The 16,727-nt window shown below is 58.1% G+C and carries 11 protein-coding genes; 2 read left to right on the top strand and 9 right to left on the bottom strand.

Annotated elements, in window-relative coordinates; genetic code table 11:
- Positions 1-96: 96 nt before the first annotated feature.
- The 5 genes from ACO05M_RS07195 to ACO05M_RS07175 all read right to left on the bottom strand — a co-directional run bounded on the left by ACO05M_RS07195 (position 97) and on the right by ACO05M_RS07175 (position 7,367).
- Positions 97-411, bottom strand: a complete 315-nt coding sequence (locus ACO05M_RS07195) for an SCP2 sterol-binding domain-containing protein (protein WP_421869501.1) — start codon at positions 409-411, stop codon at positions 97-99.
- Between the two features lie 115 nt (positions 412-526).
- Positions 527-2,323, bottom strand: a complete 1,797-nt coding sequence (locus ACO05M_RS07190; protein WP_421869498.1) for an acyl-CoA dehydrogenase C-terminal domain-containing protein — start codon at positions 2,321-2,323, stop codon at positions 527-529.
- A gap of 423 nt (positions 2,324-2,746) precedes the next feature.
- Positions 2,747-3,922 (bottom strand): acetyl-CoA C-acyltransferase FadA, encoded by a 1,176-nt coding sequence (gene fadA / locus ACO05M_RS07185; RefSeq protein ID WP_421869495.1) that lies wholly within the window; start codon positions 3,920-3,922, stop codon positions 2,747-2,749.
- Positions 3,923-3,937: 15 nt separating this feature from the next.
- Complete coding sequence (gene fadB, locus ACO05M_RS07180; protein WP_421869492.1) at positions 3,938-6,085, bottom strand: fatty acid oxidation complex subunit alpha FadB; 2,148 nt, start codon at positions 6,083-6,085, stop codon at positions 3,938-3,940.
- A gap of 250 nt (positions 6,086-6,335) precedes the next feature.
- Positions 6,336-7,367 (bottom strand): AraC family transcriptional regulator, encoded by a 1,032-nt coding sequence (locus ACO05M_RS07175; RefSeq protein WP_421869489.1) that lies wholly within the window; start codon positions 7,365-7,367, stop codon positions 6,336-6,338.
- 231 nt (positions 7,368-7,598) lie between these two features.
- Here ACO05M_RS07175 and ACO05M_RS07170 point away from each other — a divergent pair, with 231 nt between their 5' ends.
- Both ACO05M_RS07170 and ACO05M_RS07165 read left to right on the top strand, forming a co-directional pair.
- Positions 7,599-8,246, top strand: a complete 648-nt coding sequence (locus tag ACO05M_RS07170; protein WP_421869485.1) for a hypothetical protein — start codon at positions 7,599-7,601, stop codon at positions 8,244-8,246.
- A 60-nt stretch (positions 8,247-8,306) separates the two neighbouring features.
- Positions 8,307-9,374 carry a hypothetical protein gene (locus ACO05M_RS07165; RefSeq protein ID WP_421869482.1) on the top strand — a complete coding sequence of 356 codons (1,068 nt, stop codon included), beginning with the start codon at positions 8,307-8,309 and terminating at the stop codon, positions 9,372-9,374.
- Between the two features lie 24 nt (positions 9,375-9,398).
- Here the strand turns inward: ACO05M_RS07165 and ACO05M_RS07160 are convergent, their stop codons facing one another.
- The 4 genes from ACO05M_RS07160 to ACO05M_RS07145 all read right to left on the bottom strand — a co-directional run bounded on the left by ACO05M_RS07160 (position 9,399) and on the right by ACO05M_RS07145 (position 16,693).
- Positions 9,399-11,300 (bottom strand): MOSC N-terminal beta barrel domain-containing protein, encoded by a 1,902-nt coding sequence (locus ACO05M_RS07160; protein ID WP_421869479.1) that lies wholly within the window; start codon positions 11,298-11,300, stop codon positions 9,399-9,401.
- 161 nt (positions 11,301-11,461) lie between these two features.
- Positions 11,462-12,214, bottom strand: coding sequence for a DsbC family protein (locus ACO05M_RS07155; protein WP_421869476.1), 753 nt, complete (start codon positions 12,212-12,214; stop codon positions 11,462-11,464).
- Positions 12,215-12,292: 78 nt separating this feature from the next.
- Entirely contained in the window at positions 12,293-13,237 is a 945-nt protein-coding gene (xerD, locus tag ACO05M_RS07150; protein ID WP_421869472.1) for a site-specific tyrosine recombinase XerD, read from the bottom strand.
- 759 nt (positions 13,238-13,996) lie between these two features.
- Entirely contained in the window at positions 13,997-16,693 is a 2,697-nt protein-coding gene (locus tag ACO05M_RS07145; protein WP_421869469.1) for a NapC/NirT family cytochrome c, read from the bottom strand.
- Positions 16,694-16,727 lie beyond the last annotated feature (34 nt).

Genomic DNA, 16,727 nt, shown 5'->3' with positions numbered 1-16,727 from the left:
TATTCGAATGGGAGCAGCGATAAACGGTATCGGCCCGCCGGGTAGCTACCGAGCGGGCCTAACCTCAAGAGCCTGCAGACAGGCTCTGACTTCACTTTAGCTGACCGGGAACAGTGTCGTCAGCCGGGTCGCCAGCATCATATCGCCGGTCACCATCAGTTTTCCTGCCATAAACGCCTGCATCCCGTCGGTTTCACCGGACAGCAGCTCCTCGAAGGTCTCGTCGTCCAGGCTCAGGGTGGCGTTGGGGTCATCGTGCTCACCGGCATTGAGGGTACAGGTACCGTCGACAATGGTCACGTAGAAGGCATCATCGCCTTCGAGCTGATACTGGAAAACCGCATCCAGATCACCGGCCGCATCGGCGTCAAAACGGCTCACCATGGTATCGAGCATTTGTTGATGTGACATAGATTCTCTCCCGGATGTCAGTGTATTGAGATTGTTGCTGTTTAGAAATTTGGCATTGGGCCGCCCGGCAGCGGGCGGCCTCGGTGCGCGCATGGAAACCATCAAACCACTCCGCTCAGAAGGCAAAATCTTCGGCGGCCAGCGCCATCAGGTTATCGGCGCCGGAGGTCATGGTGGTCGCCAAGGTCTGAGTCCGCGGCAGGATACGGGCAAAGTAGAAGTTGGCGGTTGCCAGCTTGGCCTGATAGAACGCCTCTTCGGTGGTACCTTCGGCCAGCTTCTGCTGGGCGATCTGAGCACTGCGAGCCCAGAAGTAACCCAGCACGATGTAGCCGGAGTACATCAGGTAATCGACCGAAGCCGCACCGACCTCTTCACGGTTCTGCATCGCCGACATACCAATCTTCATGGTCAGCTCGCCCCACTCTTTGTTGAGCTTGGCCAAGGGGCCGACATAAGGCGCCATCGCCTCATCGCCTTCGGCGGCCTGACAGAACTTGTGCACGATCTTGGTGAAGGTCTTCAGCGATTCTCCCTGGGTCATCAGCACCTTACGACCCAACAGGTCCAGCGCCTGAATACCGGTGGTTCCTTCGTACAGCATCGAGATCCGTGAATCGCGAACATTCTGCTCCATGCCCCACTCGCTGATAAAGCCGTGGCCACCAAAACACTGCAGACCCAGGTTGGCGGACTCGAAGCCGACTTCGGTCAGGAACGCCTTGGCGATCGGGGTCAGGAAGGACAGCAGCGCATCGGCTTTCTCACGCTCTTCATCGGTCTCGGCGTGCTTAACAATATCGACCTGCTGCGCGGCGAAATAGATCAACGCCCGGCCACCCTCGGCAAAGGCCTTCTGGGTCAGCAGCATCCGACGCACGTCGGGATGAACGATAATCGGGTCAGCGGATTTCTCCGGCGCTTTCGGTCCGGTCAGCGAACGCATCTGCAGACGCTCACGGGCGTAATCCAGCGAGCCTTGGAAACCGACTTCGGCGTGGCACAGACCCTGAATCGCGGTACCCAGGCGAGCGGTGTTCATAAAGGTGAACATGCAGTTCAGACCCTTGTTCGGCGGACCGATCAGATAGCCTTTGGCACCGTCAAAATTCATCACACAGGTGGAGTTACCGTGGATGCCCATTTTGTGTTCCAGTGAACCACAGGCCACGCCGTTGCGATCACCCACCGAACCATCGTCATTGACGTTGAACTTGGGGACGATAAACAGAGAGATCCCCTTGGTGCCTTCCGGCGCATCCGGCAGACGGGCCAGCACGATATGGACGATATTCTCGGCCATGTCGTGCTCACCGGCTGAGATAAAGATTTTAGTACCTGAAACGCTGTAACTGCCGTCGTCGTTCGGTTCAGCCTTGGTGCGCAGCAGTCCCAGATCAGTGCCGCAATGGGGTTCGGTCAGACACATGGTGCCGGTCCAGTTACCGGAGATCAGCTGAGTCAGGTAGGTCTGCTTCTGCTCATCGGTACCGTGGGCTTCGATGGTGTTCATGGCACCGTGGCTCAATCCCGGGTACATGCTCCAGGACCAGTTCGCCGAACCAACCATCTCATTCAACACCAGACCCAATGACTCCGGCAGGCCCTGACCACCCAGCTCGGTGTTATGGGCCAGCGACGGCCAACCGCCTTCAACAAACTGCTGATAAGCCTCTTTGAAGCCGTCCGGCGTCGTCACTTCGCCGTCGTTCCACTGACATCCCTGGGTATCGCCGACCCGATTCAACGGTGCCAGCACCTGCTCGGAGAACTTGGCACCCTCTTCGATGATGGCATCGACCATATCCGGTGAAGCCTCATCCGCGCCCAGATTAACGTAATGCTGCTCGGTATCGAGCATCTCATTCAGGACGAAACGGATATCACGCAGTGGCGCTTTATATTCAGGCATGTTGCTCTCCCAGGCTTTGTTGGGCCGGCTAAATTCTTATTGGGTGGTACTGACAGGCAGTACCCTGATGGTTAAAAGGATCGTTCAACGGCCGTCATCCAACAATGTCAAATCCCACCCGATTAACTAACATTTCCAACCACAACCCCCAGCAAACACTGTTCAGTATTGCAGCGCAGCATCTTTAGATTCAGACAGTTAGTCCTCGAAACAAAGAAATTCACCGCCCCCTTACAACACGAACAAAACCGGCCAGCCCGTGTTTGAGGATAGCCCAAGGAATGCCATCGACAGGACAAAAAAAAGCCACGGCAAAGCCGTGGCAAAAGACACACTGAAATCGGCAAGCCGATCTCATAGGGTGAGACACCCCAGAGGTAGGCGCCCAACGAGAAGCGCCTGAATTCAACAGAAATAATGCGATCAGAGGCGCTCGATAACGGTCGCAACCCCCTGCCCCATGCCGATACACATGGTGGCCAAACCCAGGGTGCCCTGGCGCTGCTCCATCACGTTCAGCAAGGTGGTGATGATCCGAGTACCGGAACAACCCAGCGGATGACCCAGCGCGATGGCGCCGCCGTGCAGGTTGACCTTCTGCTCCATCTGGTCCAGTAGTTTCAGGTCTTTCAGTACCGGCAGAGCCTGGGCTGCGAAGGCCTCGTTAAGTTCGACAAAATCAAGGTCCGCGGTGGTCAGTCCGGCTTTCTTCAGCGCCTGCTTCGACGCCGGCACAGGACCATACCCCATGATCGCTGGGTCACAGCCGGCCACCCCCATGGAACGGATACGCGCCCGTGGCGTCAGCCCCAGTGCTTTGGCTTTAGCACCAGACATCAGCAGCACCGCCGAGGCACCATCGGAAAGCGCCGAGGAGCTACCGGCAGTCACGGTCCCCCCCTTGGGATCAAACACCGGACGCAGTCCTGCCAGCGATTCCAGCGAAGCGTCGGCACGGATCACTTCATCGACCTCGATCAGCTTTTTGAAGCCATTGTCGTCATGACCTTCAACCGGGATGATTTCATTGGCAAAACCGCCCGCCAGGGTCGCGGTATGAGCCTTCTGATGTGAAGCCAGAGCAAAGGCGTCCTGCTGCTCACGGCTGATGCCGTGCAGCTTGGACAACATCTCGGCGGTCAAGCCCATCATCATCGATGCCTTGGCCGCATGCTTGCTCAGCGACGGGGTGATATCGACACCGTGGGTCATGGCAACGTGGCCCATATGCTCAACACCACCGACCATAAACTGGTCACCGTTACCGCTGAGAATCGCCTGAGCCGCGGTATGCAGCGCCGACATCGAGGAGCCGCAAAGACGGTTGACGGTCTGGGCCGGCACTTCATGGGGCAGTCGGCTCAACAGGCCTGCGGAGCGAGCGATGTTAAAGCCCTGCTCCAGAGTCTGGTTCACACAGCCCCAGATCACATCATCGGTCTGGTTCGGCTTGACGCCTTCATTACGCTCGAACAGTGCATCGATCAGCACCGCCGACAGCTCGTCGGCACGAACATTTCGGAAAGCGCCCTTTTTGGAACGCCCCATCGGGGTACGGACGGCATCAACAATTACCGCATCGGTATCCAAATAACTCATCTCTCGATCCCCCGATTAGCTGTAAAAACGCTGATTGTCTGCGGCCATCGCACGCAGCTTATCAGTCGGCTTGTATAGGTTGCCCAGGGCCGCAAAGCTGTCGGCCAACTGGCAGAATTCGGCGACACCCATGGCGTCGATATAGCGCAGTGCGCCACCGCGGAATGGTGGGAAACCGATGCCGTAGATCAGCCCCATATCGGCTTCGGCAGCCGAGGCGACGATGTTGTCTTCCAGGCAACGAACGGTCTCCATGCACAGTGGCACCATCAGTGCGGCGATGATCTCTTCATCGCTGTAGTCACGCTTTTCGATCACCACCGAATCCAGCAATGCCTGAATTTCCGGCGCCGGCTGCTTACGCAGTTTGCCTTTGCGGTCCTTCTCGTAGTTGTAGAAACCACTGCCGCTCTTCTGACCCAGACGCCCCTGCTCGACCAACTTGGCGATCGCACTGGGGTTGTCACTGGCCATCCGATCCGGGAAGCCTTCGGCCATCACGCCGTTGGCATGAACGGCAGTATCCAAACCGACCACATCCAGCAGGTACGCAGGGCCCATCGGCCAGCCGAAGCGCTCCATCACCTTGTCGATGCGAGCCAGTTCTACACCGGCTTCCAGCAGCTTGGCGAAACCGCCGAAGTAGGGGAACAGGATTCGGTTAACCAGGAATCCGGGGCAGTCATTGACCACGATCGGGGTCTTACCCATCTTCTGGGCGTAGGCCACGGTGGCGGCAATCGCGGCGTCGGAGGTTTTCTCCCCGCGAATGACTTCCACCAGTGGCATCCGGTGTACCGGGTTGAAGAAGTGCATGCCGCAGAAGTTTTCCGGACGCGCCAACGACTCGGCCAGTCGACTGATCGAGATCGTCGAGGTATTTGAGGTCAGCACCGTCTGCTCGCCAACCTGCTTCTCAACTTCGGCCAGCACCGCGCCCTTGATCTTGGGATTCTCAACCACGGCCTCGACCACCAGGTCGACCTCGGCAAAGTCACCGTAGCTCAGCGTCGGACGGATCCGACTGAGGCTGGCAGCCATCTTCTTAGTATCCATGCGGCCACGTTCAACCTGACCGGACAGCAGACGACTGGCTTCATCCAAGCCGGTCTGGATCGCCGGCTCGTTGATATCTTTCATCAGGATCGGTGTGCCTTTAACGGCGGACTGATAGGCGATACCGCCACCCATGATGCCGGCACCCAGAACCGCTGCCTGCTCCACCTTGGCTGCACCTTCGGCGTGGCTGGCAGAGACTTTCTTGATCTGCTGATCGCTCAGGAACAGGCCAACCAGATTGGCGCAGACCTCGGTCTTGGCCACCTTGGCAAACGCCTTGGCTTCCACTTCCAGCGCCTTGTCGCGCCCCATGGCGGCATGCTTCTGCATCGCCTTGATCGCGGCGACCGGCGCCGGGTAGTGCGGCCCCGCCTTGCCGGCGACAAAGCCCTTGGCAGTTTCGAACGCCATCATCGCATCCATCGGCGTCAATTTAATCGGGCTGGTCTTTTCGCTACGACGGGCCAAGTAGTCGATCTTACCGGCCTTGCATTGCGCCAGCAGATCCAGCGCTGCCGCACGTACCTGATCAGCCGGAACAACCACGTCGGCGGCGCCTTCAAACAGCGCCTTGTCAGCACGTTTCTCGTTACCGCTGCAGATCCATTCGATGGCATTATCGACACCGATCAGACGCGGTAGACGGACACTGCCGCCCCAACCCGGGAAGATACCCAGCTTGACTTCCGGCAGGCCCACCTTGGCGCTGTCTGCCATCACCCGGTAGTCGGTTGACAGACAAAGTTCGAAACCACCGCCCAGAGCCAGGCCATTGATCGCCGTGACGGTCGGACAAGGCAGGTCTTCCAGCGCATTGAAGATCTGATTCAAGCCCAGGTTCATCTCAACGATCTCTTCTTCGCTGCGGGAGAAGACACCGTGGAACATGGTGATATCGGCCCCAACGATGAATGCGTCCTTGGCGCTGCTCACCAGCACGCCGGCGATATCGCCCTGGCCCTGCAACGCTTCGACCGCTGCCTTGAATTCTGTCAGCGCCTGCTCGTCAAACTTGTTGATCGAGCTGCCTTCGCGATCAAAACGCAGTTCGAAGACGTTATCTTCCAACGCGATGACCTGAATCGCTTGTCCTTGGTAGATCATGGTTTCACCCTTATCCGGTTATCCGAATCGCTCGGAGTGGATGGTTATTGTTCTCCCGGGACAAAGCCCGGCAGGGATAATGCATTGTTGGTCAGCAGCTGGCAGCAGACAATGTCAGTTTTGGCCAAATTAGTGACAAAAACGGTCTACCTGGTTTCTTCAACAAGTCTAAGAAGACAATAAGCCACTGCCGCTCTGCCTAAAACTTAGCAGCCGGGGAAAGGATTGCAGCGATTGGAGGGGGCTGGCTTCAGCTGATCTGGCGACGGTAATCACCGGGGGTCATTCCGGTCCATTTTTTGAACGAGCGGAAAAATGCGCTGGTCTCCTCGAAGCCCATCAGCAAGGCCACGTCGGTATTACTCAGGTCCGGATAACTCAGATAGTTGGTTGCCGCCTCGCGACGGCACTCATCCTTGATCTTCTGGTAGGACGTGCCTTCCGCCTGTAGACGCCGCCTCAGCGTAGTGACCGACATATGCAGGGTCTCAGCCACCTGCTCGGCTCCCGGTAGCGGACGACTGAAATCGCGACCGATCAGCGCCCGAACCTGGGCTCTGAGACTGTTGTCGCTATCGACCATCACCAACAGCTGGTAAGGTGCGGTTTTCAAGAAACCCTGCAGGCTCTCTTCGGTCTGAACCAACGGTAATTTCGATTGGCTCAACTCGAACCGCAGTTGATTGACCGGCTGATTGAATTTCACCGGCGCCTGAAACAGCACCTCATAATCTCGGGCGTCCCGAGGCTTGGAAAAGCTAAAGCAAACCGCTGACAATTCCACCCGCCGTCCGACCAGCCAGCTCTGAAAGTGGTGCCAGCAGGACAGCGCAGTACGGATCGAATTACGACCGGCATCGGTCATAATCTGGTCGAACTCTTCATCGCTGACCTCTTCCAACGGCCCCAGCGTGACACTGCCATGGCGGCCACGCTCTTCATAGATGGGTTTTATCCGAGCACCACGGCAGATCTCGTAAAACTCGCTGGCCCGCTGCATCGCTTCTCCCATCGTCGGGCAGTGAATACAGCAAAGACACATCATCCGGAAGGTACCGTTGGGAACCTTGCCGCCACTGGGCATGCCGTAGGATTCATCGCGCATCTGCCACATCGCCTTCTGATACAGACGACCATACTTGGCGGCGGACAGCTCCGGTTGCTGCAGCTCTTCGGCACTGATCTCGGCCGCTTCCAGCAACGCCCGCAGATCGGCGGAGCTATCCTCCAATGACTTGATCAATGAATGGACATAAGCAGCGGGGACAGTCAGATCAGACACAACGACACCTTAGTCAAGATAACAGTAGCAATAGCAACCATATGACTACGAAGATAAGTATTTATCAATACCCCCGTGTTACTTACAACTAACATAAACCGCCAAACCGGGTATCGTTCAAGGCGAGCGGGTCGAACTTGTCCCCTCAAGACGAGTCCAATGCCTCGACCCTGGAACGCGACCAAAGACGTACCAGGTTCTGATCGACAGCCAACCGTTGAGGAAATCCCGATGCCCAAATCCGCCGCGCTGCTCCTGTTGGGACTCCTGACCCTGGTATTGAGCGGCTGCAACAGCGTGACCTCCAACGTGATCAGCTTCCATGAAAATCGGCTCGAACCCCGGGGCTCAATCAGCGTCATACCTGCCAACCCTGCCCTTCGCAATAGTCTGGAGTTCGATCACCACCGCCTGATATTGGAGCATTTCCTGAGTCTTGAGGGCTACCGGGTGGTCGAGAGCCACAATCGCGACGCCTCGTCTGCTGAGTTGGTCGCCCTGCTGGACTACAGCGTCGACGGCGGCCAGACCGAGATCCGCAACCAGCCGCAATTCAGTTTCGGCATCGGCAGCTACCGTGGCTTTAACTCGGTCCATTTCGGCACCCATCTGAGTCACCACGACTGGATCACCCACCAGTCCATGGCTCAAGCCGCCGCACAGCCCCGCTACAACCGCGTGTTATCACTGCAGATCCGTCCCAACAACGATGATCCGGACAGCCAGCCGATCTATGAAGGGCGAGCGCACAGTCTGGGCCGGTGCAGCGCCATTACCCCGGTATTCGAGGTCATGCTCGAAGCCCTGTTCCGGGACTTTCCAGGCCAGCCCGGCCAGAACCGCAAAGTCAAAATCGAATCGGACGCCGATAGCTGCTAGCATCCCGAAGCCTAGCCAGGCCGCCTTCGGGCGCCACCATCAACATTAAGGGAACAGAGTATGGCTCGCGCCCAGATAATCAGCGCCGCAAAGATGATCGATAATGTCGGCAGCATGCAGCAGTGCCTGACCCTGGAGCAGCGCATCCTCGATCTGGGCCTTCCCCTACGCCAGCTCCATATCGATCCGTTGAGCACCGACTGGCACAGTCCGGAACAACCGGACCATTTCCGCAGCGGCTGCGGCCCCATCGAAGCGCTGGCGCGGGCCAGAGAGCTGGTTCGGGAGGGTACCCCGGCGGTCGCGATCTGCGGCGAAGACAATATCAAGACCGGCTACGCCCGCCATCAGCGGTTGGAGCTGATGGAGATCTACGGTCAACAGCAACCGATTACCGAAGCCTACAACGCGCTGGCACAACGGTTCTTGCAGTTGCACCAGATCGACGAGAGCCACTTCCGCCAGCTGGCCCACGCGCTGTTCGACAACTACTGTCTCAGTTACCGCAATGTACTCAGCGATGACTTCAGTGAAGAGCTGCTGCCCGATGCCCGCTGGCACCAGCCGCTGACTTCGCTGTTCCGCGGGGTCGACTGCGCCAACCCGTTGGTGGACTTCCAGGGCCGGTTGCTGATTGTCAGCGACCAGCTGGCCGATCAACTGGATTGCCCCACCGATCAGCGATTGGATATCCGCGCCGTCGGCCTGAGTCGACTACAACAAGATGGCCCCGAAGGGCTCGAACAGATCGCCCGCTACGAGCACCTCGAAAGCGCCTATCAGGATTGCTGTCGCACAGCCGGAATCGACTTTGCCGACGAGTTCAAAGCCGGACACGGACTGCTGGAAGCCTACACCTGTTACCCGGTGGTACCGATGGCGTTTCTACTGGCCTCCGGGCTGGTTGAGGTGCTGGAACAGATTCCCGAGTTTCTGCAGCGTCACAGCATTACCGTGACCGGCGGCATGAACCTGGCCAAGGCGGCCTGGAACAACCCGGCCCTGAACGCCCTGATCAGCATCCATCACGGCCTGCTTCAGGGCGAAGAACGCTACGGCATGGTCCATGGCAACGGTGGGCTGGGTTACCGTCAGGGGGTCGCGTTGCTGGCCAAGGCTGAGCAGTAATGATTTAAGCTTCCAGCGGCGTCTCTAGCCTTGGGTAACCACTAGATCGCTCTTGGGGCGGCAGCTACAGGCCAGCACGTAACCCTGGTCCTTGTCCTGATCCGACAGGCCGGCATCCTGCAGCACTTCGACCTCGCCACTCTCCAGCTTGACCCGGCAGCTGCCGCAGAAGCCGCCGCGGCAGGAAAACGGGATCTCGACCCCGGCCTTCTCTGCCTGATCCAACAGCGTGCTGTGGGTATCGCCTTCGACAAAACTGTCCCAGGAATCGAACAGGATCTTGACCGACTGGTCCGGCAGGGTATCACTGGACTGGTCGAACTCACGTACCCCGAAGCTCTCTTCGAAGTAGTGGTTTTCCGGCAAGCCCAACGCCAACAGCAACTCTTTGGCACGGGCCATAAACGGGTGCGGACCGCAGACATAGGTCTGTCGCTCGCTGAGCTTCGACACGGCCTCCAACATCGAACGATCCAACCGCCCGCGGAAGCTGCGCAGATCACCGGGCTTGGCCTGGGTCAGGGTGTAGATCAGCTCGCAACGGCCATGCTGTGCCGCCAACAGCTCCAGCTCCTGACGGGCGATCAGGTCCGCCTCGGTATGGGCGCTGTGGAAGAACACGATATCGTTGTCGAGCTGAAGATCGGTCATCCAGCGCAACATCGACAGCATCGGAGTGATGCCGCTGCCGGCTGACAGCAGCAACAGCTTGTCCTGCGGCGCCGCGAAGCAGTGGAAATCTCCCGCAGGGGCGCGCGCATGGATAGAATCACCCAGTTTCAGGTTATCGTGCAGCCAGTTGGAGATCCGCCCACCGTCGACCCGCTTGACCGTTATCGACAACCGCTCCGGGCGGCTGGGGCTGCTCGACAGGGTATAGTTTCGATGCACCGGCTCGCCGTCGACATCCAGCTCAAGACAGATAAACTGCCCCGGTTGATAATCCGGCTGCAGTTTTCCGGCCAGCTCGAAGGTAAAGGTGCGCACATCCGCTGTCTCATCCCGGAGGTGAACGCATCGCAGTTCCGCCAGCTCATTGCTGCGCCAACGGTGGGGTCGAGCGGCGGGTTTCGGTTTCGGCGGTGCGTTATCCGGATACTGCGGCGGCGCGACGGTCTCCAACACTTCGATCGGATCATAGAGGGAGATCTTTCCGGGATTGACCGCCACGAAGTTCTGCCCGAAATAGACCTGCCGGTCTTCGCCCTTACGGTAACGGGACAGGGTTACCAAGGGTTCACTATCAGCATCGGGGATTGCGGTCTGCGGGTCGATACTGGTCAGCACACAGCGTGAACAACCGTTGGTGGCGATAAACTCCACTTCACCGATACGAATCCGCTTCCAGCTATCCTCGGTAAACGCCTCGCAACCCTTAACCACCAGATTGGGGCGGAAACGGGTCATCGACAACTCCCTGCCCACCCGACTGTTGAGATCCTCCAGCGAGGCTTCCGAGATCAGCAGCAATGGCGAGGCATCGGCGAAACTGACCTGCCCATCCGGCACGCCGTCGAAACCTTCCTTTCTCGGACGCTGGGTCTGCTCACCGCAATACAGCAGCCGGACCGGCTCTTCCAACAGACGGCTGAACCAGTCACCCGCCATCTCGCCGCAGCTCTGTCCCCGCATCGACTGCCCCCAGATCTCCAGCGCTCGGTAATCGTCAACAAAGTCGCGGTAGTTCAACGTCAACGGCTCCATACCCGGCGCCCGCAGATGCAGGCCGTCGGCGGCCAGCGCGCTGTGAACCAGCAATAAGCGGGGATGGGTTCGCGCCGTCACAAAGCTGCCATCCAGCCGAGCAACGACGAAGCGCCGATCGAAGGCCAACCCGCGCTCCTCCATAAAGGCATGGTTGAGGTGGATACCGGAGGTGGACTTAATCGGATAAACGCTGATCTGACTGACGCAGGGGTTGGACATGATGCAATACCGCTGATGAAAGACTGCTTGAAAGTAGCAGATCAAAACCCGTTTTTCATCAGCGGCTTATTAAAGCAGAGCGCACCAGGTCAACGACCGGGCGAGGGATGGGAATGAGCGACAAGCCATTCAAAGGCGCCGCTCGTTAGAGCAATTCGGAATCAGCTCTGATCGTCGATCACCGCCGCCAGACGGGAAGCCGGCAGGTAGCCGGGCATCAGACGACCGTTTTCCAACACCAGCGCCGGGGTGCCGGTGACGCCGAAGCGCTGGCCCAAGGCATAGTGATCCGCCACCGGATTGTCACAATCCTTGGCCGCAACCTGTTTACCGCTCTTGGATTTCGTCATGGCATCATGCTGATCCTCGGCACACCAGACCGAGACCATCTGCTGGTAAGTTCCCGAACCGACTCCGGCACGGGGAAAGGCCAGGTAACGCACTTCGATTCCTTGCTTATTGTACGCCTCCATCTCGCTGTGCAGTTTACGGCAATAGCCGCAGTCTACATCCGTGAAGGCATAAACCACTGCCTTGGTTTCACCTTCGGCCGGGAAGCTGATATAGGTATCGCTGCCGAGCTCCTTCAGGGCGTCGGCCCGATACTGGTCTTTGCGCTGTTCACTGAGATTGACGAACCGGTCCTGCTGCAGCTGGAACAGTTTACCCAGCACGAAATGACTCGCATCCGGGCTGGAGAACAGGGTTTCGCCGCTGCTCAATTCGACCTCGACCAGCCCTTCGATCACCGACGGGTTGACCGCGCTGACTTCAATCATCGGATTGACCTGCTGCAGCTTATCGATAATAAGCTGGCGCTGTGAATCACTGACCTCGGCAGCACTCAGCAGGGAGCTACCCAGCAGCAGCGACAAGGACAGCGGAAGAGAAAACAGAGAAGCGGATAAACGCATGAGCACCTCAAAATCTGTGAATAACGGCCTTAGATACCAAACTGTAAAACCCTTAGAGCCTCAACAGGGGCAACAAGTTCAGCCACGGGGATGATGTTGTTGATGCAACGATTGTAATCGGTGCTGGGCAATATGAGTATAGATCTGAGTCGTCGACAGGCTCGAGTGCCCCAACAGTAGCTGAACCACCCGCAGATCGGCACCGTGATTGAGCAGATGGGTGGCAAAGGCATGCCGCAGCGTATGGGGTGACAAGGGTTTGCCGATACCGGCCAACTGAGCGTATTTCTTGATCCGATGCCAGAAGGTCTGACGGGTCATCTGACGCCCCCGCTGACTGGGAAACAACACCTCGCTGTCAGCTCGCTCCAGCAGCAACCCCCGTCCCTGACGCAGATAGCGAGCCAACCACTCGATCGCCTCTTCGCCCAACGGCACCAGGCGCTCCTTGTCGCCCTTGCCGGTCACCCGCACCACCCCCTGGCGCAGATTCACCATCGACAACTCCAAGCCCACCAGCTCACTGACCCGCAGCCCGCAAGCGTACAATAACTCCAGCATCACCCGGTCGCGCAGTCCCAGCGGATCTGAAGGGTCCGGTGCGCCAAGTAACGCCTCCACTTCGGACTCGGTCAGCACCTTGGGCAGCGGCCGGGCTTTCTTCGGATTCTCGATCCGCAGGGTCGGGTCGGTATCGATCTGCTGCTCGCGCAGCTGATAACGGAAAAACCCCCGCAGACAGGACAGCGACCTCGCCGTGGAGGCACGACTGTAACCCTCACGCTGACGGTAACTCTGGTAGCGACGGATCTCCTCGTGGCGGGTCTGCATCAGACGACCGCCAGCCTGATCTAGCCAGATCGAGAACGCCTTCAAGTCACGCCGATAGGCGCTGAGAGTATGTTCGCTGACACCTTTTTCCAGCCAGATCGCCTCGATAAAGGCTTCGATATCGGCGTAGCCGGGATAGTCGTACTTGCCGTATTTGCGGGTGTTGGATTCGGTTTTGGGGTTGGGTTTCATGGCGCCCTTTATACCACCGCTATCGATGTTCAGGCGAATTGTATCAGCGTCGATTAGAGTGGATGGATTTCGGGTTTGTTTTCTTTCTGAATTCCAGTGTTTACCTCTAACTTATGTTGCGCCCCGTCGGGCGCCTTCATTTTGTCAATCGCGACAAAACGAAGCAAAACCGCTTTTCGGTGCCAGCCGCCTGCTACCGCCCTGACGGGTTCGCTGCGCGCGCAAGCGAAATTCGGGGCACAGCAACGGGGCGTCCATGCCCCGGTGCTGTAGCTCGGCTTCCCTGCCTCGCCCTTCTTTTAAAAGAAGGCCTTATCCAAATTCCGCTTACGTGCTCACCGGCAGCAATGACAGCCCTTCGACCCGACAACGGAAGTGACGGCTTGCACCCCGATGCCCTTCGAAAACGATAAACCTCGGACTGAAAAAGGCCCTTCAGGGTCGCGTCATGGAAGACGCGATGGGGCGCAGGGGCAAGGATGCCCCTTCGGCCCACCTCAGACCGGGGTTTATAGCGCCTAAGGCGCGTACCCGCAGGGCGTTTTCGCAGGGGCCGCCTAAGATTCTTAAGGATATGGCGGCGCATATCCTTAAGACGCCGACAGGTGTAATAACTGAAAAGAAATAGAAGTAATTCAGGACAAGCGCTGAACTCCAGTCAAGCTACCTTCTCAACCTTCACCCATAAAAAAACCGGAAGGCTCTCACCCTCCGGTTTTGTATCTTCAGACTCGCTCAGGTCAACCCGAGCTATCCGAGTTACATGCCGACTGCGTTAACCTCGACATCGAAGTTATCGAAGCCCAGCTTGTAGCCCAGAGACACATGGTGGTAACGGGCGTTGGTGTAGTCGTCATGGATCGCGAAACCGAAGTTGTAGGTCTGGCCCAGATCCAGGCTGACGTCACCGGCGTTGTCAGACTTCAGCGGACGCTTGAAATCAACAATCCAGTAACCGTCTTCCAACTTCGCATTAGCGGTAGAGATCGGCGTTTCATCCATCAGACGGTCAGCCAGGATCGCACCGTTTTCAAGCTTCTGCTCATCAACCTTGTAGCGGATGATGTCCATAAAGCGACCGGCTTCCAGCTCAGCTTTGATCTCGTCATCGGACTTGCGCTTGTCCCAGCCGCCCATCGCTTTACCACGACGGCCTTTGACTTCGATCTTGCTACGGCTCTCGGTCAGGTACTTGGTGACCTGCTGGCCTTCCGGATCGAACGGCATGCTGTCGGCATCGGCGTGGCAAGTGCCCCAGCAACCGGCACGGTCGGCGTATTCAACTGCATCGGTGGATAGCATAAAGGCGATCTTGACGCGGTTGGCCGGGTCCATCTTGTTGCCGCTGGACTCGCTGGTGTCTTCCCACTTGAAGCGCAGGTACAGGTTCTCACCATCGTGGGAAGCCTGCACACCTACCGGAATCGCACCACGCTTACCGGCGATCACGCTTGGCTCCAGCTTCTCACCGGTCACCATCTTCTGGCCCATGTCGGCGGTTTCTTCGTCATGGCAATCGACGCAGCGGTCACCGCTCTTGAAGGCACGACCACCGCCGTGCTTACCGGACTTGTGCTTACCGCCCAACGTCCACTCGATAGAGGCTTCACCCGGGTAGAACAGGGTGATATCGCGGACCGGTACACCGGACCAGTCGACATCGCTGGCACCACCGGCGGCAGGTGCTGCTGCCGGAGCAGCAGCCGGTGCCGAAGCGGCTGCAGTTGCAGCGGGTGCTTGCGCCAGCGCTTCAGCCTGGACCGCATTCACTTCCACATCGAAGTTGTCGAAGCCCAGCTTGTAACCCAGGGATACGTGGTGGTAACGGGCGTTGGTGTAATCATCGTGGATCGCGAAGCCAAAGTTGTAGATCTGGCCCATATCCAGGTTGATATCACCTTTGTTGTCGGACTTCAGCGGACGCTTGAACTCAACAACCCAGACACCGTCTTCCAGCTTGGCATTGGCCATCGAGATCGGCGTCTCGTCCATCAGGCGATCGGCCAGAATGGCACCGTTTTCGACCTTCTTCTCATCAACCTTGTAGCGGATGATGTCCATAAAGCGACCGGCATCCAACTCTGCGGCGATCTCTTCATCGGTCTTACGTTTGTCCCAGCCACCCATCGCCTTGCCGCGACGACCTTTGACTTCGATCTTGGTACGGCTTTCGGTCAGGTACTTGGTGACCTCCTGGCCTTCCGGATCGAACGGCATGCTGTCGGCATCGGCGTGGCAGGTGCCCCAGCAGCCGGCACGGTCAGCGTATTCCACCGCGTCGGTGGACAGCATAAAGGCGATCTTGATCCGGTTGGCCGGATCCATCTTGTCACCGCTGGACTCGGTGGTATCGGGCCATTCGAAGCGCAGATACAGGTTGTCGGCATCATGGGCCGCCTTAACGGTGACCGGAATCGCACCACGCTTGCCGGCGATTACATTCGGCTCGAGCTTCTCGCCGGTAACCATCTTCTGGCCCATATCGGCGGTTTCTTCGTCGTGGCAGTCTGCGCAACGGTCACCGCTCTTGAATGCGCGACCACCGCCGTGCTTGCCAGTCTTGTGCTTACCGCCCAGGACCCACTCCATAGAGGCCTCACCCGGGTAGAACAGGGTGATCTCACGGGCCGGCACACCGGACCAGTCGACAAAACTGCTACCGCCGGCAGGGGCTGCAGCCATCGGCGCACCGGCCGCCTGCTCGGCTTTCTTGGCGTCACGCTCGGCCTTGGCCTTGGCGGCTGCGATCTTGGCAGCTTCGGCCTTGGCTTTCTGCTCAGCGATCTTACGCGCTTTCTCTTCCTCTTCCTTCTCCAGGAAGGCAACCCACTGCGGCGGCAGTTCGATCGCCAGCTCGGGGTTCGGTGCACTCAGCGCTTCCATCTCTTCGTCGCTGAGCTGATCATGGACCGCCTCGTGGGCGATACCTTTATGACAGTCGATACAGGTGTTACCCGCCTTCATCGCGTTCATATGCTGCTTACGCGCACGCGGCTTCTGGTTTTCCGGCATCATGGTGTTGAAATCGTGGCAGTTACGGCACTCACGCGAGTTGGTGCCTTTCATCCGCGACCATTCGCGGGCGGCCATCTCAAGTCGATGTTCCTGGAACTTCTCCCGGGTATCGATCTTGCCGGTAATCTTGCCCCAGACCTCTTTACTGGCCTGGATCTTACGAATCAGTTTGTAAGTCCACTCACGTGGAACGTGACAGTCGGAACAGACCGCCTGCACACCACTACGGTTGTTGTAGTGGATAGTCTGGGTGTATTCCTCGTAAACGTTGTTTTTCATCTCGTGACAACCGATACAGAATTCCATCGTATTGGTTGCTTCCATCGCGGTATTGAAACCGCCCCAGAAGATCACGCCGACAAGCATGAAGGTCAGGCCAACGCCGATAGACGTGCCAAGAATGATCTTTCGAGATAACAACTTAGAAAGTCCCTGCGGCATAGCCATCTCTCCGAAATCTAAGAGCCTTGTGGTT

The organism is Motiliproteus sp. (assembly GCF_965230735.1).
Classification (GTDB): domain Bacteria; phylum Pseudomonadota; class Gammaproteobacteria; order Pseudomonadales; family Balneatricaceae; genus Motiliproteus.
This window is presented reverse-complemented; position numbering and strand designations above follow the sequence as displayed.